Annotated in this window: 12 protein-coding genes; 11 read left to right on the forward strand and 1 reads right to left on the reverse strand. The window is 38.2% G+C overall.

The features are described 5' to 3' along the window. Positions 1 to 71 precede the first annotated feature (71 nt). Positions 72 to 3,005: a pitrilysin family protein gene (locus ASE92_RS03060; RefSeq protein WP_056848606.1), complete on the reverse strand. Its 2,934-nt coding sequence runs from the start codon at positions 3,003 to 3,005 to the stop codon at positions 72 to 74. A 205-nt stretch (positions 3,006 to 3,210) separates the two neighbouring features. On the opposite strand from ASE92_RS03060, the gene surE reads away from it, so the two are divergent. The 11 genes from surE to ASE92_RS03115 all read left to right on the forward strand — a co-directional run bounded on the left by surE (position 3,211) and on the right by ASE92_RS03115 (position 22,985). Next, positions 3,211 to 4,056 carry a 5'/3'-nucleotidase SurE gene (gene surE, locus ASE92_RS03065; protein WP_056848607.1) on the forward strand — a complete coding sequence of 282 codons (846 nt, stop codon included), beginning with the start codon at positions 3,211 to 3,213 and terminating at the stop codon, positions 4,054 to 4,056. 15 nt (positions 4,057 to 4,071) lie between these two features. Beyond that, positions 4,072 to 4,344: a hypothetical protein gene (locus ASE92_RS03070; protein ID WP_056848608.1), complete on the forward strand. Its 273-nt coding sequence runs from the start codon at positions 4,072 to 4,074 to the stop codon at positions 4,342 to 4,344. 99 nt (positions 4,345 to 4,443) lie between these two features. Beyond that, positions 4,444 to 5,553, forward strand: coding sequence for a lipid-A-disaccharide synthase (gene lpxB, locus ASE92_RS03075; RefSeq protein ID WP_056848609.1), 1,110 nt, complete (start codon positions 4,444 to 4,446; stop codon positions 5,551 to 5,553). A 249-nt stretch (positions 5,554 to 5,802) separates the two neighbouring features. Further along, entirely contained in the window at positions 5,803 to 8,904 is a 3,102-nt protein-coding gene (locus tag ASE92_RS03080) for a SusC/RagA family TonB-linked outer membrane protein (RefSeq protein ID WP_056848610.1), read from the forward strand. A gap of 10 nt (positions 8,905 to 8,914) precedes the next feature. After that, positions 8,915 to 10,558: a RagB/SusD family nutrient uptake outer membrane protein gene (locus ASE92_RS03085; protein WP_056848611.1), complete on the forward strand. Its 1,644-nt coding sequence runs from the start codon at positions 8,915 to 8,917 to the stop codon at positions 10,556 to 10,558. A 204-nt stretch (positions 10,559 to 10,762) separates the two neighbouring features. After that, positions 10,763 to 11,764 (forward strand): LacI family DNA-binding transcriptional regulator, encoded by a 1,002-nt coding sequence (locus ASE92_RS03090; RefSeq protein WP_056848612.1) that lies wholly within the window; start codon positions 10,763 to 10,765, stop codon positions 11,762 to 11,764. A gap of 205 nt (positions 11,765 to 11,969) precedes the next feature. Further along, positions 11,970 to 14,414, forward strand: coding sequence for a glutaminase family protein (locus tag ASE92_RS03095; protein ID WP_056848613.1), 2,445 nt, complete (start codon positions 11,970 to 11,972; stop codon positions 14,412 to 14,414). A gap of 93 nt (positions 14,415 to 14,507) precedes the next feature. Continuing rightward, a complete protein-coding gene (locus ASE92_RS03100; protein ID WP_157255614.1) occupies positions 14,508 to 17,693 on the forward strand; it encodes a TonB-dependent receptor in 3,186 nt (1,061 codons plus the stop codon). Between the two features lie 12 nt (positions 17,694 to 17,705). Then, positions 17,706 to 19,526: a RagB/SusD family nutrient uptake outer membrane protein gene (locus ASE92_RS03105; RefSeq protein WP_056848615.1), complete on the forward strand. Its 1,821-nt coding sequence runs from the start codon at positions 17,706 to 17,708 to the stop codon at positions 19,524 to 19,526. Positions 19,527 to 19,632: 106 nt separating this feature from the next. After that, positions 19,633 to 20,799, forward strand: coding sequence for a glycoside hydrolase family 76 protein (locus ASE92_RS03110; RefSeq protein ID WP_056848616.1), 1,167 nt, complete (start codon positions 19,633 to 19,635; stop codon positions 20,797 to 20,799). A gap of 8 nt (positions 20,800 to 20,807) precedes the next feature. Next, positions 20,808 to 22,985, forward strand: a complete 2,178-nt coding sequence (locus ASE92_RS03115) for a hypothetical protein (protein WP_056848617.1) — start codon at positions 20,808 to 20,810, stop codon at positions 22,983 to 22,985. Positions 22,986 to 23,085: the final 100 nt, after the last annotated feature.

Genomic DNA, 23,085 nt, shown 5'->3' on the forward strand with positions numbered 1-23,085 from the left:
AGAACGCTTTCAATTATTTAAGGGCTTTGGGTTTTACCTTAAACCCTCCACCTTTTTACCGTCAAATTTTCTTAGTATCCAAATATCTGCTCTAAGCTTAATTTGGTAACAGCGCCATATTTAGCTAAATCGGCCATGTTAATTTTTTTCTCTGAGGCTACCACACAATAATTGTAAGGCTTGCCTGAGATATTTCCACTGTGGAAAGATTTTACATCTGCGAAGCTTAAGGGTTTCAACGCAGCATATTCATCAATGCGAGAATCATGATCAAAACCTAGTTTTTTATCAGCTAAATAAGAATAGATAATGCCATCTTTTGTAATTCTAGCAGTTTCAATTCCATTTAAAGAGTTGTTTTTCGAAAGATCGAAAGATTTGTCTGACTCAGGCAATACCGTTAACAGTTCGTTCATTCCAGCTACGGCTTCATTCATTTTATCAGCTTGCGTACCTACATAAGCCACCATGCTATTTTCTTTGTCTTTGCTATTTGGTGAAGAATAAACAGCGAAAGTAGAATAAGCCAGGGCTTTAGATTCGCGAATGGTCTGGAACACGATAGAACCCATGCCACCACCAAAGTAATTATTAAAAAGGCCAATTTTTGCTGCGTTGGTAGGGTCGTATAAACCAGCATTGCGTACCCAGCGAATTTCTGCCTGTACCATATCGTAATCTGCAAAGTAAACTTTGTTAGAATCTGTCGTGGTATAAACAAATTTTTTCATTGGAGCTGCTGGTGTAAAATCCTTACCCAAAGCATGAACTTTCGCTATGTCTGCAGAGAAGGCATCTAAAGCCTTCGGACCGAAATAAGTAATCGTGTGTTTGTAGTTGGTTAGGTTGTGCAACAAATAAATCAAGTCAGACGATTTCATGTTTTTGATTTCGTCATTGCTTAATCCATAGTTAAAAGGATTATCCGAACCATATTGTGCGTAGCTCATCAAGCCTCCTAAAATGGATGATTTATTTAATTTCGCATTTTCTCTTGATTTTAATAAACGCCCTTTTAAATCTTCGAGTGCTTTTTCGTTCGGCTTACAATTCGCTAAAACATCTTCTAAAAGGGCTACAGCTTTATCAAAGTTTTCTTGCAAACCGCTTAAAGAAACAGTTGTCACTTCTGTACCAACATTAATATTGTAGTTACAGGCCAAGTTATAAAAAGCCTTGCTAATATCTTCTGCCGAATATTTATCGGTACTTAAAAAAGCTAAATATTGAGCCGCGTAAGGCAATAACTTGTAATTATAAGAACCCATTTCAAAACGATAGCCCATTCGGAAAATACCGTTTTCTGTGTTCTGAACAGCGATTACATCAGCGATTCCAGCTTTACCGAAATTTAGGTCTTTTTTGTAATCTAAAAATTTAGGTGCAATTGGCTTAATTGGAGAACTAATAATTGTTTTTGTGAAAGGAGAAACTTCATTTGCGTTAGTCTTTACGGCAGTGATAGTTGGTTTTTCTACTTTCATGATGCTTTTGTCTTCTCCTTTATGTTTCAGAAGAACCGCATAATTGTTGATGAAAAACTGGTTTGCAAAATCAACAATTTCTTTTTTGGTAACCTTTGCCATTGCATCGGTAGAGGCCAGTGTCTTGTCCCATTCTGTACCGCGATTTTGGATAAAAGCATTCATCGTTGCGTCAGCTCGAACATCATTGTTATCATAACCTTGCAATTCAGCTAACTTAATGTTGGCAACAGTAGCCTTAATTAAGCTTTCATCAAATTCACCTTTTTTAAGTAGATCTACTTGTTCTAATAAAAGTTTCTGAGCCTCTTCTAAAGTTTGTCCGGCTTTTGGCGAACCTGATAAAATGAAAACGCCATAATCTTTCATGGAATTATAACCCGCGTTAGCCCTTAACATTTTTTGTTGTTTATTGATGTTAATATCCATTAAACCAGCTTTTCCGTTTGATAGGATGCTGCCGATTAAATCCAATAGCAAACTTTGACGGGTATTTTGGGCATAACCGCGGTAAGCAATGTAAAGGTTTTCTGCACTAGGGCCGTAAATATCAACCTTTTGAATCTGAGTAAGTGGTTTCTCTGGTGCTGGATCATATAGCGCTAATGGTTTCGAAACCATATAAGAGAAATTTTTATCAATTTTTTTGATCAAATCATCATAATTAATATCTCCAGACATGATTAAGGCCATATTATTAGGCACATAATATTTGTTGTAATATTTTCTGATTTCGACCAACGATGGGTTTTTCAAATGCTCAATGGTACCAATTGTGGTTTGTTGGCCGTAATTATGTGTTGGAAATAGGGCAAAAAGCATTTTCTCATACATTTTACGTCCATCGTTGTCCATACCAATGTTCTTCTCTTCGTAAACTGCTTCCAATTCGGTATGGAAAATACGGAAAACTGGTGCACGGAAACGCTCTGCCTGAAGAGATAAAAACCGATCAATATTATTCGATGGAAGATCTTCTTCATACACTGTTTCTTCAACTGAGGTGTGCGCATTGGTAGAGTTACTGCCAATCGCTTTCATCATTTTATCATATTCATTTGCAATAGAATATTCAGAGGCTTCGCCCGAAACCTTATCAATTTCTTTATAAATCTCCTTACGTTTAGCCGGATCAGTTGTTTTGTTATAAGTTTCGTAAAGTGCCTCCACTTTGTCTAGCAAAGGTTTTTCTTTCGCATAATTTAAGGTTCCGAATTTATCGGTTCCTTTAAATAGAAGGTGCTCCAGATAGTGGGCTAAGCCGGTATTTGTTCTCGGGTCTGTATTGCTACCAGCCCTTACAGCCATTTTATAGGTAATGTTCGGTTCTTTATTATTCTGCGATAAAATTACAGTAAGCCCGTTTTTTAGCGTGTAGAAGCGAGATTTCGTAGGATCGTTAGTTACGTATTTATAGCTGTAACCGCCAGAGGTTCCTGTTTTCCATTGGTAAGCAGTTTGGGCCTTGGCCGCCGAACTTGCAACAAGAAAACAAGCTAATGTAAATAGTTTGATTTTCATTTATTTGGTTTATGATAGTGATTGAAGGACTGAACTTTTAAATCCAATCCTCACATTAATAAGTTGTTTGATCAAATATATATGCTTTCTTGCATCGAATGAAATGCTTTAAAAAATATATTCTTTTAGACGGTTAATAAATGATTTTCGCAGATAAAATAGCGCTTTATTGTGCCTTGATTTTATAATCTGTATTTTTACCAGCATGACAAAGCACAAAGCAAAGCCAACTATTTTAGTAGTAAATGATGATGGTATTACCGCTACCGGAATTAAAAATTTGATGGAGGTAATGCAGGAAATTGGAAATGTGGTTGTGGTTGCTCCCGATAGTCCACAAAGCGGAATGGGGCATGCAATTACTATCGGTAAACCTATTCGTTTTGATAAAGTAAATCTTTATGATGGCGTGGAGATGTACAAATGTAGCGGCACTCCGGTAGATTGTGTGAAGCTTGGAGTAAATAAAATTTTCAAGGGCAAGAAACCAGATCTTTGCGTTTCGGGTATTAATCACGGTTTAAATAATTCCATTAATGTTTTATATTCAGGCACTATGTCTGCCGCGGTTGAAGGCGCCATTGAAAAAATCCCATCTATTGGTTTTTCAATGGATGATTTTGCTGCTGATGCGGATTTTAGTAATACTAAAAAGTACATTAAAGATATTTGTCTTCAGGTGCTTGAAAATGGTTTGCCAGAAGGCGTTTTGCTTAACGTAAATTTCCCGAAGGGTGATAACCTGAAAGGGGTAAAAGTTTGCAGGCAAGCTAATGCTAAATGGATGGAGGAATTTGATGAGCGTGTTGATCCATACAAACGACCATATTATTGGTTAACAGGTGTTTTCGAAAATTTTGATAAGGGTGAAGATACCGATGTTTGGGCATTGGAACATGGCTATGTTTCGGTTGTGCCAGTACAGTTCGATTTAACGGCGCATCATGCCATTCAAACTTTAAACGGATGGAATTTTATTGTTGGTGATATTCCGAAATCCGATCAAGGGAAAACCACTATTTCTGCTCCTGATGGAATCAATTTAGGCTAATTTATCTCTATATACATGAGCGATAAGTTAAGGAAACTAACAGATTCTGTTTGGATTGGGCTGGCGATAGGTTTAATAATACCAGCCATTTTATGTGGGCTAGCTTGGTATGTTATTCATCAGGTGTCGTCGCTGGCTAAGGCCGATTTGCTTTACATCGGTGGCATTGCTGTTAATGCCTACGCGATGCAATATTTTTTTAAATACAATAAGCTTAACATTGGCAGAGGAATTTTAGCTGCAACATTTTTGTGTGCATTTATTTTCTTCGCCTACAAGGTTTTTTAATAAACATAACCGTCATTGCAAGGCATGAAGCAATCTCATGAAGTACATCCGCCTCAAGATTGCTTCATGCCTCGCAAGGACGATAAGTGATATAGCAAAATGAAATACTATCTCGTAGCAGGTGAAGCATCAGGCGATTTACATGGTGCAAACTTAATGAAAGCATTAAAGCTCGAAGACAGTGAGGCTGTGTTTCGTTATTTTGGCGGCGATAAAATGCAGACTGAAGGTGGCGAGTTAGTGAAGCACTATGCTGATATGGCCTTTATGGGTTTTACGGAAGTAGTGTTGAATTTAAGAACGATTTTTAAAAACCTTAAAAAGTGCAAAGCCGATATTTTAAGCTGGCAGCCCGATGTATTGATCCTAATCGATTTCCCAGGTTTCAATTTAAAAATAGCTGAATTTGCCAAAGAGAATAACATCCGGGTTTGTTATTATATCTCTCCAAAAATTTGGGCCTGGAATCAGAAGCGGGTGCTAAAAATCAAAAAGGTTGTTGATCATATGTTTTGCATTTTACCTTTCGAGGTAGATTTTTATAAAGAATGGGGTATGAAAGTGGATTATGTCGGGAATCCACTTTTGGATGAGCAGGCTGCCTTTTCTCCCGATCCGGATTTTTTCTCCCAAAACAATTTAGCTGAACAGAAAATCATTGCATTATTACCTGGTAGCAGAAAACAAGAAATTGAGCGATTATTACCGGTAATGCTCAGCATTACAGACCAATTTCCAGCTTATCAATTCGCCATTGCAGCCGCACCAACTTTCGATGAGAGTTATTATAAGCAGTTTATAGGCTCCAAAAAAGTTAAACTTTTATTTAACAACACCTATAACTTATTGCATCATGCCCATGCTGCAATTGTGGCCTCGGGCACAGCTACCTTAGAAACTGCTTTGTTTAAAGTTCCGCAGGTGGTGGTTTATCGTGGAGGAGCAATTTCTATTGCTATCGCCAGGATGTTAGTGAAAATTAAGTTCATTTCCCTGGTTAATTTAATCGTGAATAAAAAGATTGTAACCGAACTTATTCAGGAAGATTGTAACACTAAAAAAGTGGGCGAAGAGCTTAAAATTATTGTGGAAGGCGACGGGCGAGAAAGAATGCTTCACAACTACGAGGAGTTACTTCTTTTAATGGGAAAACCTGGTGCATCCGCCAAAACCGCGAAGCTGATTTATCAATATTCATCAATAAAATAGTTTCTCAAAAAAAACTTTTTCATTTTTTTTAAAACAAATGTCTCTTTTAAGCGTTACTAAATCGTTTTGCGTAATTCTAATCGTACCTAATTAATCATTCCTCGCCCTCGTTAATTAAGAGAAAGTTAGACGCATAGCGTAACTAATTATAAACTAAACTAATGAGTGCCAATGAGAAACATTCTACTCAGGATTACAGGATTTCTATGCCTGTTCCTAATTTCAAGCCCCCTGTTGTTTGCTAAATCGATGAGAGAAACCAAAAGTTTCAATCATTATTATTTTCAGCAAGACACCACAAAAAGAGACACCACTAAAAAGGTCCCAACGCCAGTTCCTGCAGATTCTGTTAAGGTACCGGTAAATCCATTAGGTGGTGCAAGTCCGGTGCAGGCAGCACCGCCAAAAGATGGGCCCGCTACTGCACCAGCCAGTGCCGCCGGACAAAAGACAATTACCGGAGTGGTTTTAGACGAAAAAAAAATCGGTTTACCTGGCGTTGGAATCAAAATTCAAGGTAAAACTGGAGGTTCTGTTACGCAGGAAAGCGGTAAATTCAGTATTACCGTTACAGCACCAACTGATGTTTTGGTATTCAGTTATATCGGCTATCAATCTAAAACTGTTCCTGCCGGTAATGGTACGGCACCATTAACGGTCAATCTTGTACCATCAGCTTCGCAAAAATTGGATGAAGTGGTAGTAGTGGGTTATGGTACCCTAAAGGCCAAAGAGGTAACATCGGCAATTGCCACGGTAGATACTTCTCAATTTAGGCAAAGTGGGTCGCGAAACCCGCTGGATTTATTACAAGGAAAAGTTGCAGGTTTACAAATTACCCGAACGGGCGGATCTAACCCAAATTCAGGTGTAGGTGTGCAGCTTCGTGGGGTAACATCTGTAACGGGTAGCCAAAGTCCGCTAATTGTTATTGATGGAATTCCGGGAGGGAATTTAGATCTTTTGCAGCAAGATGATATCGCATCATTTAGTGTGCTTAAAGATGGCTCGGGTGCCGCAATTTATGGTACAAGGGCAAATGCCGGCGTAATTCTCGTTACCACTAAAAAAGGTAAAGCAGGGCCAGCTCGTTTCGATTATTCAGGCTATTTGCGTAAAGAATATTTGTATCAAAGACCAGATTTTTTAACTGTAGATGAATTCAGAGAGAAAATCCGAAGTGGACAGTTCGATCGCCAGGATTATGGTGCTTCGCTTGATCCATTTAATGATTTAGTGAATAAGGAAAACTTAAGTCAGAACCATAACCTTTCCATGTCTGGCGGTTCTGAAAAGACAAGTTACAGGGCCAGTATCAACTATCGCGATTTACAGGGTTTTGCAAAAAATAATCGTCGTACGGAATATGGGATAAGATTGAACTTAAACTCGAAAGGTCTTGACGATAAATTATTTACACAGGTAAACTTATCGACCAATTTTAATAAAGGAGATTTGCTGGGCGGCGGTGGCTGGGAAAATCAGTTAACCAGGAACCCTACCCAATCTTATTACAACCCTGACGGGAGCTGGTTTTTTGATCCGAATGCAACCAACGAATTGGCCAGGTTAGAGCAAGAAACCAATAAAAGACAACAACAAACCAGCTCTATTGATGCTAAAGCAGAATACGAGATCTTTAAAGGTTTCAAAGCTTCCGTTTTTGGTGCCGTTCAACGCAACAGCTACATTGATGGATCATATCGATCGGTATTTGGCGAATATTCCTTAGAGAATGACATTTATAAAAATGGAGGTTATGCCGCCAGATCAACTGTTTTGGAGCAGAATTTTAACGTAGAGCCAACTTTACAATATGCAACTACATTTGGCGACGACCATAGCTTAACCGCAATTGGTGGCTATAGTTACCGTTATGAAGTTAATGAAGGTTTTAACGCCGGAAACTTAGGTTTCTTAAACGACCAGTTCCAAGAAAATAATTTAAATGCAGGTAATCAATTGTCTGCTGGTAAAGCATTTCTAGGAAGTTTTAAAAATGACAATACGTTAATTGCTTTTTTCGGAAGAGTGAACTATACCTTCAAAAACAGGTATTACTTACAAGCCATTTTGCGTAGAGAAGGCTCATCACGTTTTGGTGTAAATAATAAATGGGCAAATTTCCCTGCCGTTTCTGCCGGTTGGACAGTTACCGAAGAAAAATTTATGGAGAACGTGAAATGGGTGAATAATTTGAAAGTGAGAGTTGGATATGGCGAAACTGGTAATTCAGGTATTTCGAACTATGCATCTTTGGTAACATTAGGTACCGGTGGAGTTTATCTTTATCCTGATGGCCAATATCGCGAAACCTACGGTCCGAACACCAATCCAAATCCAAATTTGAGATGGGAAAAGAAACAAGAGATTAACTTGGGTTTAGATTTCACGCTTTTTGCAAGCCGCCTTTCCGGATCATTAGATTTATTTAAACGCGTAACCAAAGATTTATTGGATAATTACGATTCACCACAGCCGCCATTTGTGCGTTCGTCTATTTATACAAACGTAGGATCGATTTCTGCAAAAGGTATTGAGCTGGCATTAAGCTATCAAGCCGTTAGGGGAAAAGATTTTAAATACAACATTGATTTAGCTGCAAGTACCACAAGCAATAAATTAGATTCTTATTCAAATAGCGAATATAAAAGAGATTATCTTTCTACATCTGGCATAGGCGGTTTTGGAGATTTAGGTAACTCCATCCGTATTTACGAAGGAGGCAAGATTGGCGATTTCTGGGGTAAACGCTTCGCAGGCTTTACTGCCGATGGAAAATGGTTATTCTTTAATAGAAATGGTCAGCCGGTGAGAAATGACCAAATCAATAACTCATTTAATAGAGATCAAACAGATTTGGCGGTGATCGGTAATGCTATCCCAAAATATTATTTATCGTTAACCAATAGCTTTAATTATAAACAGTTCGATTTGCGTGTTTTCTTAAGAGGTAAATTCGATTACCAAATTTTAAATACTACTGCACTTTCTTACGGTAACAAAGTTTCGGGTACCAATTTGTTAAGTTCGGCATTTGATAAGTATGCTCAGATTAATGATACCTATATGTACTCTGATTATTATATCGAGGATGGTAGTTTCTTAAAAATTGATGAGGTAACCTTCGGATATACTTTCAAGCTGAAATCGAAAAACATCCGAAATTTGAGAGCTTATATCACTGGACAAAACTTGGCCACTTTTACAAAATACACAGGTAACGACCCGGATTTTGTTAAGGATACAGGCTTAGGCCAACCAGCAAACGATGGTGTTTTAGGTGTAGATGGTAGAGGGCCTTACCCAAGCACCTCATCTTTCTTATTAGGGGTAAGCTTTGGATTTTAAACTGAATAACATGAAAACATTAAATAAAATATATTCATCGTGTTTAGCAGCAATGCTGTTAATTACGGCAAACGGTTGTACAAAACTAGATGAGAATTTGTATGATACCATTAGTAGTGAGAATTTTTACACCAACAAAAATGAAATTATCTCTGCTGTTTTGAGGCCATATACGCATGCAAATGCATGGGGAACTTCAGCAGGGCAGGATGGCTGGTGGCGTTTAGCCGAGCTTTCTGCCGATCAACTTGCCTGGCCAACCAAAGGTCGCCACGGTGAGGATGGTGGTAAATGGAAAAGGCTACATTACCACACCTGGACGGTTGATGAAGGTGGAATAAATAATGCCTGGTCACTTATGTATTGGGGTGTGGGTTTATGTAACGTGCCAATCGAAAACTTAGAAAAACGGGATGCTGGACAGTTGGGGATTACTCAACAGGAAAAGGATGCTTTTTTAGCTGAACTTAAGTTGTTCAGGGCTTATCATTATTTAAAATTGATGGATTTATTTGGTAACATCCCGGTAGTTACTGTGGTTGGAGAACCAGCTAGGCCATCTACAATGAGCCGAACGGAAGTGTTTAATTTCATTGAAAAAGAAATTAAGGATAATATAGAAAAAGCTCCAAAGCTATCAAAAGCCATGTTAGGTAGAATGAGCCAGGCTGGAGGTTATGCCATGCTGGTAGAGCTTTACTTAAATGCTGAAGCATGGACAGGCACTGCCCGTTGGGATGATTGCATCGCAGCTGCGGATAAAATAATTTCGAACCAAGCTGGTGGAATGAACGGCAACATGGCTTTGGATCCTAATATCACCGATCAGTTTAAACCTGATAACGATTTAAGTAAAGAAACTATTTTCTCTGTAGCATACGAGTTTCAGAGAGCTAATTTTCAACCAGGTTTTCCAAGCGATTTTTACCACTTTAATCAGCAGTTTATTTATGGCGGAAGTAGAAATGGTAACGATGGTATTGTAGTTGTGCCAGGAAATTTTACCAAGTATGTTGATGCCGATTTAAGAAAACGAACATGGTTACTGGAAGGTAAAATGACACGTTTTGATAACGGCCAACCACTAATTGCAACTGGTGGAAATGAATACGATGGTAAGCAGTTGGAGTTTGTAGATAATATCCAGAAAAATAAAACGGGATCTACTGTTTCAAACATGAGCGAAGGTGAAGAAAACAGTGGTGTACGTTTTAATAAATATAAACTGGGTAATCAAGTTGCAAACGCAACTACACAACCGAGTAATGTTTATAACAATACGGATTGGAACATCTATCGTTTAACATGGATTTATTTTGCCAAAGCAGAAGCTTTAATGCGTAAAAATGGGGGCACGGCCACTGCAGAGGCGGTAAAATTAATTAACGATTGCAAAGTAAGAGCTTTTGCAGCAGCAGATTGGCCTGCAAATCAATATACAACGGCAACCCTAACTTTAGATGAATTGTTGGTAGAGCGTGGACGTGAGTTCATTTTTGAAGGATTCCGTCGCGACGATTTGATACGTTTTGGGAAATTTGCAACAACGGATTGGTGGGATCATAAGCCAACCAATGCAAACAAACAATTATATCCAATACCACAGCAACAAATTGCACTTAACCCAAACCTAAAACAAAATCCAGGTTATTAATTCAACAGAAAAGGCACTTAAATGTGCCTTTTCTGTTTTAACAAAACCTTAACAATCAGATATGAATATTTTACAAAACAGCAGAATCTAAATCTATTAATATTAAGAAAATATTAATTAAGATGCTTTATATTAGCAAAAATTGAAAAATCACTGTATAAATACGGGAGACTTATCACAATATATTATCTGAAGCGCTAAAAAATGAAAACCCTTTCCATAAAAGATATCGCCGTTAAGGCAGGTGTATCTATCACAACAGTTTCATTTATCATAAATGGTAAAGCGAAAGAGAAATCAATTAGCGAAGCTGTGATAAAAAAGGTGGAAGAAATTATTAAAGAAAGTGGTTATAAGCCCAATCAAATTGCAAGGAGTTTACGTACAGGTAACTCGAACATTATCGGATTAATTATTGAAGATATTTCCAACTCATTCTTTTCCCGTATTGCTCGCTTGATAGAAGATAAAGCCTATAAAAAGGGCTATAAAATCATTTATTCCAGTACCGAAAACGATGTCGAAAAGGCGAAAGATTTAATCAACATGTTTAAATCGAGGAAGGTTGATGGTTATATCATTTCCCCTACCAAAGGAATCGAAGAAGATATTAATGCTTTACTGGCGGATAATAAACCTGTTATCTTGTTTGATAGAAATTTATCGGATGTGGAAACTCATTATGTAGGTGCCGATCATTTTAAAGCTTCTTATCAATCTATAGAAAGTTTCATCAAAGATGGTAAGCGAAAAATTGCACTTGTAACCACCGATATCGATGTAGAACAAATTGTGGAGCGTTTTGACGGTTATAAAAAAGCTTTGATCGATCATCAGATTACCTATTCGGATGAGTTGGTACTCAAAATTCATTTCAACCAGGATGAAACGGAAACCATTGCAGAAATGAAAAACCTGTTTCTTAAAAAAGAAATTGATGCGGTACTGTTTGCTACCAATTATTTAGCCATTAGTGGTTTAAAAGCCCTAAAACAACTTAACAAGCAAATAGGAGATGACTTCTCTGTTATTGCCTATGATGATCATGAGGTTTTTGAACTTCATACGCCTAGTATTTCTGCTGTTCAACAACCCCTCGAAGAAATTGCCGAAACTGTGATACAACTTATTCTAAATCAGCTCTCTTCTAAAGCCAAAGCAGAAAATCAAAAGGTGATTATTCCTGCGAAGCTTATTGAAAGATAGTTTCTGTTTGCTGTAACTAAAATGTTGCGAATCCGCTATTTTAATATGGAATTTAATTCTTTAATATTGAGATAGTAAAACGTTTTATGTTTTCGGGCCTAAGTCAATCTCAAATCAATATTTAAAATTTTTTTCTTTTAACTAGATTAAAAGAAAGTGATTTGTCAGATTAGTAAAACGTTTAATGTAACCAAATATTCTGTTTATGAGAAAACTATACTTCTTTGCATTTTGCTGCATCTTACATTTTAATGTTCAAGCTCAAGATAAGGCTCCAGCTTATCCCTTAATTGCTCACGATACCTACTTAAGCATTTGGTCTTTTGGCGATGGATTAAATAATTCGGTAACCAAACATTGGACAGGCAAAGAACAATCGCTTTTAGGTGTGGCTAAAGTTGATGGTAAGTTTTATCGTTTTTTAGGTGCTGAATCGAAAAACTATAAAACAATTTTGCCCGCTGCCGATGAAACAAGTTACCAGGCAAGCTATGCATTTAAAAAGCCGGCAACAGATTGGAACAGCTTAGCTTTTGATGACAGCGATTGGAAAAAGAATGAGGCTCCGTTTGGCGACGATAATACGGCCAAGACAAAATGGAATACAGATGAAATTTATTATCGCAGAAAGTTTTCATTTAGTAAGTCTTCCTCAGCTAAAAAATATTTAAAGCTTAGTCATGACGATAATGTTATCGTTTATCTAAATGGTAAAACGATTTATGAAAAAGATGGTTGGGTTCACGAATACATTTATATTCCTATTGAAGACGGCATTTTAAATCCTGGCGAAAACCTTTTAGCTATTGATTGTAAAAATACAGCAGGAGGCAGGCATCTAGATGCAGGAATTGTAGAAGAAATTCCGAACGGTTCTCAAGTATTAAAAGCAACACAAACCAATGTAGCCGTTGAAGCTACCAATACCATTTACGATTTTAAATGCGGTGGTGTAAATTTAACAGTAACCTTCACTTCGCCACTGTTATTAAACGATATCAAATTAACGGCAAGGCCAATCAGCTATATTACTTACGCAGTAAAATCTGCTGATGGGAAAGCACACAAAGTTGATATCTATTTTAGTGCTTCATCCAATTTAGCGGTTAATACGCCTAATCAGGCTGTTTCCGTTTGGAAAAATACCAATAATAATTTATCCATTTTAAAAGCAGGTACGGTAGAGCAGCCGATTCTAAAAAAGAAAAATGATGATTTACGAATTGACTGGGGTTATATGTATGTGGCGGTTCCTTCTAAATTTGGAGCAAAGCAATTTATCGGTACTCAAATCTCGAATTTAAATAGTTTTAAGTCTGGGCAATACCCGCAAGCTTCAAAGGCTATTAATGTTAAAACACAAGATTTAAGTACCATCATTCCTTTTGGTGCGGTTGGCGCAAAGGCGGTAGAAAAATATGTGATGCTGGGTTATGATGACTTAAAATCAATCGAATATTTCGGAGATCAATTATTACCAATTTGGAGAACTTCTCCATCAAGCACTTTCGAGAGCCAACTTACGCAAGCTAACAACGATTACTCAACACTTAAAGCTAAAACAAAGGCTTTTGATGCCAAGTTAGTAGCTGATGCAACTAAAGCTGGCGGCAAGGAATATGCCGATATGTGCAAATTGGCCTATCGCCAAAGTATTGCAGCGCACAAAATTGTGTATGCCCCAAATGGCGATATTTTATTTCTGTCGAAGGAGAATTTTAGTGGCGGTTTTATCAATACGGTAGATGTTACTTATCCATCGGCACCGCAATATTTGCTTTACAACCCTGAATTATTAAAAGGAATGCTCAATGGAATTTTCTACTATTCAGAAAGCGGAAAATGGAACAAAGATTATCCGGCACATGATATAGGCACATATCCAATAGCCAACGGACAAATTTATGGCGAAGATATGCCAGTGGAAGAAGCCGGAAATATGATCATTTTGGTGGGTGCCATTGCCAAAGCTGAAGGTAATGCCGGTTATGCAGAGAAGCACTGGAAAGAAATGTCGAGATGGGCTAACTATCTTTTGAAAGAAGGTTTCGATCCAGCGAACCAATTATGCACCGACGATTTCGCTGGTCATTTGGCTCGAAATGCAAATTTATCGGTAAAAGCAATTGTCGGCTTAGGTGTTTATGCACAGCTCGCACAACAGTTGGGGAAAACAGATGTAGCCTTGAAGTATAGAAATGCTGCATTGGATATGGCCAAAAATTGGCAAAAACTTGCCGATGCCGGCGACCACTACGCATTAACCTTCAATGATAAAAACACCTGGAGCCAGAAATATAACCTGATTTGGGATAAATTATTGAAACTGAATTTATTTCCGAATGATGTTTACCGCAAAGAAATCAACTACTATTTAACCAAGCAAAATGCTTTTGGTTTACCGCTTGATAGTCGCAAAGCTTATACAAAATCTGATTGGATTATGTGGACAGCAACCTTGAGCGACAATCAGCAGGAATTTCAAAAGTTTATCAAACCCATATACAAATTTGCCAGTGAAACTTCGGATAAGGTGCCATTAAGCGATTGGCATGAAACCATCAGCGGAAAAAAAGCCGGTTTTCAGGCTAGAAGTGTGGTAGGCGGATACTTCATCAAAATGCTTGCTGATCATTGGGCTAATAAATAAACAAATTATTCACTTACTAAATAACATAAACGAACAAAGAAAACTAACAAACCCATCTGAAAAGATAACTAACCAAGTACAAAACCAACCAATATGAACAAAAAATTTACTAGGCTCATTAAGCTCACGCTTATGACGAAGGAGAGCGCCTGCAAGTTAGGTGCACTATCCTTGGCACTTGGATTAACATTTAATGCATCGGCAAATGCAATAAATATTAATACATCGCCAAAGGCAACAAAGGAACTAAAATCACCTTTTGCCGATATTGTAATCAGAGGTATTATTAAAGATGAAACCGGAACCCCAATTCCAGGTGCCAGTGTGAAGGTAAAAGGATCTTTAGCCGTTGCGGCTACTGATATAAATGGAGCATTTAGCATCAGTGTGCCTTCAGAATCTTCTGTATTGATCATTTCTTATGTAGGTTATGAACCAAAAAGCGTTACTGTTGGCAATCAGAAAAATATTTCTGTTTCACTTGTTCCAAGCTCAAATGCGCTAGAAGAAGTTGCAGTTGTAGGTTTCGGTACCCAACGTAAAGTTTCCTTGATTGGTGCACAATCTACCATTAACTCAAAAGAATTAAAGCAACCCGTAGCAAGCGTAACCCAATCATTAGCAGGTAGAATTGCGGGTGTAGTTGGAGTACAAAGAAGTGGCGAGCCAGGTAGAAGCACGGCTGATATCTGGATTCGTGGTATTGCAACTTTTAGTGGTTCAAGTGCGCCACTGGTATTGGTAGATGGAGTGGAGCGCTCTATCAATGCAATCGACCCAGAGGATATTGAATCATTCACGGTACTAAAAGATGCATCTGGAACCGCGGTTTATGGGGTTCGTGGTGCGAACGGCGTAATTATCGTAAAAACCAAAACTGGTAAAGTGGGTAAGCCCTCTATCTTTTTCGATTATAACGAGGGCCTAAGCACTTTTGTAAGGCATCCTGAAGCTTTAGATGGTGTTTCTTATATGAATCTGGCTAATGAGGCCCTGACAGGAAGGGGTCAGGCAGCAAAATATTCGCAAGACTATATAGACAGAACAGCCTCGGGTGTAGATCCGTTGGTTTACCCTAATGTAAACTGGATGAATGAGCTGTTTGATAAATATAGCAGTACCCGCAGAGCAAATTTAAATGCAAGTGGTGGGGTTGATAATGCACAGTATTATGTTTCATTGGCTTATTACAATGAAGGTGGTTTCTTAAAAACGGACGATTTAGCACAATATAATTCAGCGTTAAATTATACCCGTTACAACTTCACCAGTAATTTAAATTTGAAGCTCACCAATACAACAAAATTGGATTTAGGTATTCAGGGTTACGCTTCAACTGGTAATTATCCTGGAGAAAGTACCGAAAATATTTTTACATCGGCATTAGATGTATCGCCAGTAGAATATCCAAAAATTTATCCAGGTGGTTTAATTCCAGGCCGTTCTTCAAATGGTGGTTTTAGAAATCCATATGCAGATTTGACCAGAAGAGGCTACCGAACAGAATTTAGAAACCAATTGTATACCAACTTAAGGTTAACTCAGGATTTGAAGATGGTAACTGAAGGTTTAACAGCAACTGCAATGGTAGCTTTTGATAACTATAATGAAAACTTTATCAGAAGATCAAAAAGAGAAAGTACATATTTCATTAGAGATATCAATAACCCTTACAAAGCAGATGGGAGTTTAGATTTATTTCAATCGTTTACCAGTGGAGGTAATTATTTAAGTTTCGAGCCATCAAGAGGTGGCAACAGAAAATTTTATACGGAAGCTGCCGTGAACTACGATAGAGCTTTCGGAAAGCACCGTGTTGGTGGGTTATTACTAGGTTATACGCAAGATTACACCAACCCATTTGCTGGAGATTTTACTGCTTCTATTCCTGAGCGACTTATTGGAGTAGCAGCTCGTGCAACCTATTCCTATGATGATCGTTATTTTGCCGAATTTAATTTTGGTTATAACGGATCTGAATTGTTTTCACCAGGTAAAAGATTCGGAACCTTTCCTGCATTTGGTGTGGGGTGGATTCCTTCAAATGAAAAATTCTGGGGTGATATGAAAAATGCCATTTCGTTCTTGAAGTTTAGATATTCTGATGGAATTGTTGGTATTGGTAAAATCTCTGATGTAAACCTGGTAGGTAGAAGATTTGCTTACTTAACCCTTGTTTCTGATGGTGCTGCTGGTTATCAATTTGGAAGAGGCTATGATAACGGAATTAGCGGAATTAACGTAACTGATTATGGTGTAGATGTGGTTTGGGCTGAATCTCGTAAGCAGGATTTAGGGATGGAAATTAGAACACTGAAAGACAATCTTTACTTAATTGTCGATCTATTTAAGGAAGATCGTACAGGGATCTTTTTCCAGCGCCAATCTATTCCAGGTTATGTAGGTTTAACCAATCAGCCATATGGTAACTTAGGTGAGGTTGATAACCGCGGTATTGATGCCACTTTAGAATATAATTTCAAAGTTGGGCAGGTTGATATTGGCTTGAGAGGAACATTCACGTACAATAAAGATAAAATCATAAAAGATGATCGTCCTGTTCAACCTTATCCATGGATGAACCGTGTTGGAACGAATGTTTTATCAAGATTCGGCTACGTTGCAGAGAAATTATATGATACACAAGCCGAGATCGATGCAAGTGCAGCTCCAGGATCAAAAAGCAATCTCCGTCCTGGTGATATCAAGTACAGCGATTTAAATGGGGATGGCTTAATCAACGATTATGATAAAACTCAAATTGGCAGAGGTGATGTGCCAAATAAAGTTTACGGTTTTGGCTTAAGTGCATCATACAAAGGTTTTGCATTAAGTACCTTTTTCCAAGGTACTCACGGTGCAGACATTATGTTAGGTGGTTCAGGTATATTTCCATTTAATGGTGGTGGCGGTTTAAGTAATGCTTATGCAATCGCAACCGATAGATGGACGCCATCAAACCCTAATCAAAATGCATTTTATCCGCGTTTAGCTTATGGTGAAGCAGATAACACTAATAATACTTTAGAAAGTTCATGGTGGGTGAAGGATGTAAACTTCTTGCGTTTAAAATCAGCTCAATTGAGTTATAATCTTCCTACGAAATTTGCTGAGAAAATATATCTTAAAAATGCAGCCATTTATTTAATTGGAAACAACCTGTTAACCTTTAGTAATTGGAAACTATGGGATCCGGAGTTAAATACTGGCGGAAGAGCAAATGGTTCGAAGTATCCAATCACCAAAACATTGTCCTTAGGTATAAATGTTAAATTTTAAGAATCAAAAATCATGAAAAAATACATATTTATTGCATTTGTAGCTTGCTTCACTTTGGCTACATCTTGTAAAAAAGGTTTTCTAGATCAGGTGCCTAATGATAGGCTAACCCTCGAAGAAACGTTTACAAACCGTGCTACGGCTGAAAAATTTCTAGCAAATGTTTATAGTTTAATTCCTGATGAATTTGGTCAGCGTAATCCAAATACGGGTAGAAGTGCTGGGGTATGGACTGGTGCCTCAGACGAAGCTGAATTTGTTTGGGGTTTCAACCAGGCGAATAACGTAAACATTGGAAGCTGGGATGCGAATTCTGGTTTCGTAAATGATTATTGGAACAATTTTTACAGAGGTATTCGTTCAGCAAGTTTCTTTATGGCCAATATCGATAAAGTAACCCAGGATATCACACCACAATTAATTACCCAGTATAAAAATGAGGCAAGAGCTTTAAGAGCGATATATTATTTTTATCTGGTTCGTACTTATGGTCCGGTAATTCTTTTAGGCGAGAATGTAATTGAGCCAGATGCACCAACTGAAAGTATTCGTTTACCAAGAAACAGTTTCGATGAATGTATTAATTACATCACTGCTGAATTACAAAGTGCTGCAGATAATTTACCTGTTACCCCACTTAATGATAGAAACTACGCCCGAATTACAAAAGGTCAGGCTTTGGCATATCGTTTACAAGCTTACCTTTTAGCAGCAAGCCCGCTTTATAATGGTAATACCGATTTGGCCAATCTCAAAAACAAGGATGGTAAACAATTGATTAGCCAAACTTATGATGCTTCAAAATGGAAAAGAGCTTCTGATGCTTACAAAGCCTACATTACTCAATTTGTACCAGGTACTTACAGCTTACTAAGAAAAACCAATGCTGATGGATCTATAAATGGATATTTATCTTGTCGCGATATTTTCCTTGATAAATTCAATAGTGAAATCATCATGTCGAGATTAGATGCTGATATTGAAGGAAGACAATATGAAATGACGCCTTATCACAGTGGTAAAGCATCTGAGGTGAGAGGTTCAGCTGGTTTAGGTGCAACACAAAATCAAGTTGATGCTTTCTTTACAGCAAACGGCCGTACCATTGATGATCCGGCTTCAGGCTATGTAAATACTGGTTTTACAGATTATAAAGCCCCGGGAAGCCCAATTGCAACCAATACTTTTAACCAATGGGTTAACCGTGAGCCGCGTTTTTATGTAAATATTACTTACCATAACAGTGTTTGGTTGAACACGGCTTTTGGTAACGTGATTACAGAATTTACTAACAATGGTAACTCAGGTAAAGCCACAGGTGGTAACGATTACACCGTTACTGGCTATGCCGTTAGAAAAGCAATGGGCTTGGGTAACTGGAGAGAAAGCAATCGGGCATGTATCTTGTACCGTGTGGGTAATTTGTTTTTAGATTATGTAGAAGCTTTAAATGAATCTACTCCAGGTGATCCTGATATCTTGAATTACTTAAATCAAATCAGACAAAGGGCTGGCATTCCTCAATATGGTTCAGGTACTGGCCAGATTACTGCTCCAGCAGATCAGGCGGCAATGAGACAAGCGATCAGAAATGAACGTAGATCAGAGTTGGCTTTCGAGAACGTAAGATATTTCGATACCAGAAGATGGAAAATTGCAGAAACTACAGACAATGGCCCAATCTATGGTTTAAATATTACGCAGAATGCACCGAATTTCTTCAACAAAGTTGCTTTCGAAACCAGAACATTTAGTAAAAGACATTACTTATTTCCAATCCCTTCAAAAGACGTTAATTCTGATGATTTAATGGTGCAGAACCCAGGTTGGTAGTTTCAGAAATGAAACATCAAAATAACTAAAATCAGGTGGTGCTTACATGATTTACCTATGTAAGTGCCGCCCTGATATTCTTTTCATGCCATAAGAACCACGTATTATGGAAAATAGATCTTTACCTAAAAATCTTCGCAAACTTAAAATACTGGTTGCGTTTTTAAGTTTAACTATCGCAATTTCAATCAGCTCTTGTAGCAAAAAAGGCACTGAAGCGCCTACAACAAAACCACCAACTTTACCACCAGCCACGCCAACAAGTTTTACTGCTGCCGAAGCCACTATCGCTTTCAATTCCTTTAATACCATTTATTATAGTCCTGCAGATAAACTTTATTACAGCACTACCGAAAAAAAAGGTTTAGCCGCCATTTGGACCCAAGCCATTTATTGGGACAACGTAATGAACATTTATGAGCGTACCAAAGACCCCGCTTACTACAAATTGATTACTGATATGTACGACGGAGGAGCCAAACGTTACGATAATTACAATTGGGATAACTCTGTTGAGTGGTTTATTTATGATGATATGATGTGGTGGATTATGTCGCTTACCCGTGCTTATGAAATCACCAAAAACCAAGCTTATCTTGATAAGGCTAAATCTGGCTTTGCTAAAGTTTGGAGCGGTTCTTACGATCCGGTTAAAGGCGGTATGTTTTGGGATTTTAAGCACAGTGGCAAAAATGCATGCATAAATTTCCCTACCGTAATTGCCGCAGTGCGATTGTATAATGTCACCAAAGACGAAGCTTATTTAACAAAGGCTAAAGAAATTTACGCATGGTCTAGAATAAATCTGTTCGATATTGCCAAAGGCAGGGTAGCCGATCATAAGGTTGGCGATAATAACCCTGGTTTCGAAGACTACACTTACAACCAGGGAACACTCATTGGCGCTGCGGTTTTATTGTATAAAAATACCAATACGCAAAGTTATTTAGACGATGCAAAAATCGCGGCCAATTATACCAAAAATATCATGAGCGATCCGAGTGGTATTTTGCCTGCCGAAGGCGACTGGAACGAGCAGGGGGTTTTGAAGGCAATTTTCGCCCAATATTTAGCCGATCTGGCCAAAGCTTATCCGGCAGGTGATTATGCTAAATGGGCAATTTTTAACGCCGATACCGCCTGGGGAAACCGCGATTTTGGTCGCGGGATTATGCACCGCAATTACAAAGCACCCTGCCCAACAGGCGTTGTTCAATCTTACGAATCGAGTAGTGCTGTGGCTTTCATGCAATTATTCGCTCCTGCTAACTAAAAATCGATATGAAAAACCTCAAGTTTTATGTGGCTCTTTCGGCATTGGCAATTGGTTTAACTCCGCAAGGCGATGTATTTGCCCAGATTAAATCCAAGCAAAAAACGTCGTTTCAAGTTTCTGCACCATGGAGCCCGGATTACGATGTTCGATCGGACATTGCAATGGTTTACGGCATTAACGATGATGGTGGGAAATTTGAAGAACGTGTTAAAGGCTATCTCGATAAAGGTTATGAAGTACAATTTATGACCGGTATTGCCTGGGGCCAGTACAAAGATTATTTCTTAGGCGAATGGGATGGAAAAAACCATTTGGATGAAGGCCAGATGATGCGTAATGGCGAAACCATTTGGCATGGAAAAGATGTTCCCTATATCGTTCCTACAGCGAGTTTTCTTACCTATATGAAGAGCCACGTAAAGCGGGCCATTGATGCAGGTGTAACCGCAATTTATTTGGAAGAACCCGAGTTTTGGGCCCGTGCAGGTTATAGCCAAACGTTTAAAAATGAATGGCAAAAATACTATGGTTTCCCCTGGATGGCCCAGCATGAATCGCCTGAAGCTACTTACTTATCTTCCAAACTGAAATATCAACTTTATTTCAATGCACTGAAAGAAGTGTTTACCTATGTAAAAACCTATAGCGAAAGCAAGGGGAAAAGGGTAAAATGTTTCGTGCCCACGCACTCGCTCATTAATTATTCCTCCTGGCAAATTGTAAGTCCGGAGGCAAGCCTGGCTAATTTAGAAGGAATGGATGGATACATTGCTCAGGTGTGGACAGGTACCTCTCGGGAGCCGATTTATTACGATGGATTGATGAAAGAGCGGGTATTTGAAAATGCATTTTTGGAGTATGGTTCTATGGTTTCGATGACGGCACCAACTGGTAGGAAGATCTATTTTTTGACAGATCCGATTGAAGATAGAGCAAGATCGTGGAATGATTACAAAGTGAATTATGAGGCTACATTCACTGCTGAATTACTGTATCCAATGGTCGATAATTACGAAGTAATGCCTTGGCCAAATCGCATTTATAGAGGTAAGTTTCCGGTGGAGGGAATGAAAGAGCGTCAGCCGATTTCTCCAGCCTACGCCACTCAAATGCAAATCATGGTCAACTCGTTAAACCAGATGCCGCTTTCGCAAAACACATTGAATGGGAGCCATGGTATCGGAGTTTTACTTTCTAATTCCATGATGTTTCAACGCTTTCCAACCCATCAGGGCTACGATGATCCTCAGTTGTCTAACTTTTATGGAATGGCCATTCCATTACTTAAACAAGGCATTCCGGTGGAAACTGTTCATATCGAAAACCTCGCCAATAAAAATACTTTAAAAGATATTAAAGTCTTGATCATGAGTTACGCAAACATGAAACCGCTCTCGGCTGATTTTCACCAGGAGTTAAACAAATGGGTAAAAGCGGGAGGCATTTTGCTTTATTACGGTAGGGATAACGATCCATTCCAGAATGTGAAAGAATGGTGGAATAGCAATGGAAACAACTTCAAAGCCCCATCAGAGCATTTATTTGGCTTATTGGGTGTGCCTTTAAGCGAAAGTGGCGGGATTTATGAAGTGGGTAAAGGCAAAGTTTACCTGGTACGTAAAGATCCAAAAGAGCTTATTATGCTAAAAAATGGTGACGAAGATTTTATGTCGACAGTTAAAAAAGCTTATGAGCATGATGCAAAAGCAGGAAATTTGGTTCTAAAAAACAACTTTGTTTTAGAACGTGGACCATTTGTTATTGCCGCGGTCTTAGATGAAAGTCAAAGCAAATCGCCAGTAACCTTAACGGGAACTTTTATTGATCTTTTCGATCCTGAGCTTCCTGTGTTGAATACAAAAACCATTAAGCCCAATTCACAGGCTTATTTATTTGATGTAAATAAAGCAGAGAATAAAAGCAAACCTCAGGTTTTGGCTGCGGCGGCAAGGGTTACAGATGAGGTTTCGAGAAAAAAATCTTATCAATTTTTAGCAAAAAGCCCTTCGAAAACCAATAACATCATGCGCATTCTTTTGGCGAATAAACCAACAAAAGTTACGGCAACCTCCAGCGGAAAAGAATTATCCCTTACCAAAAATGATTGGGATGAAAAATCAAAAACACTGCTGTTGGGCTTTGAGAATTTCAGTGAAGGTGTACAGGTTAACATCAGCTGGTAAGTAAAATAAAATTCGAAATGAGCTTTTCGAGATTGAGAAATCTCAATAGAAGAATTGATTTTTTGCAATGGGATCTCTCCTCAATCAATAAAAAATTGAT

Origin of the sequence: Pedobacter sp. Leaf41 (assembly GCF_001422545.1) — a bacterium.
Taxonomy (GTDB): Bacteria; Bacteroidota; Bacteroidia; order Sphingobacteriales; family Sphingobacteriaceae; genus Pedobacter.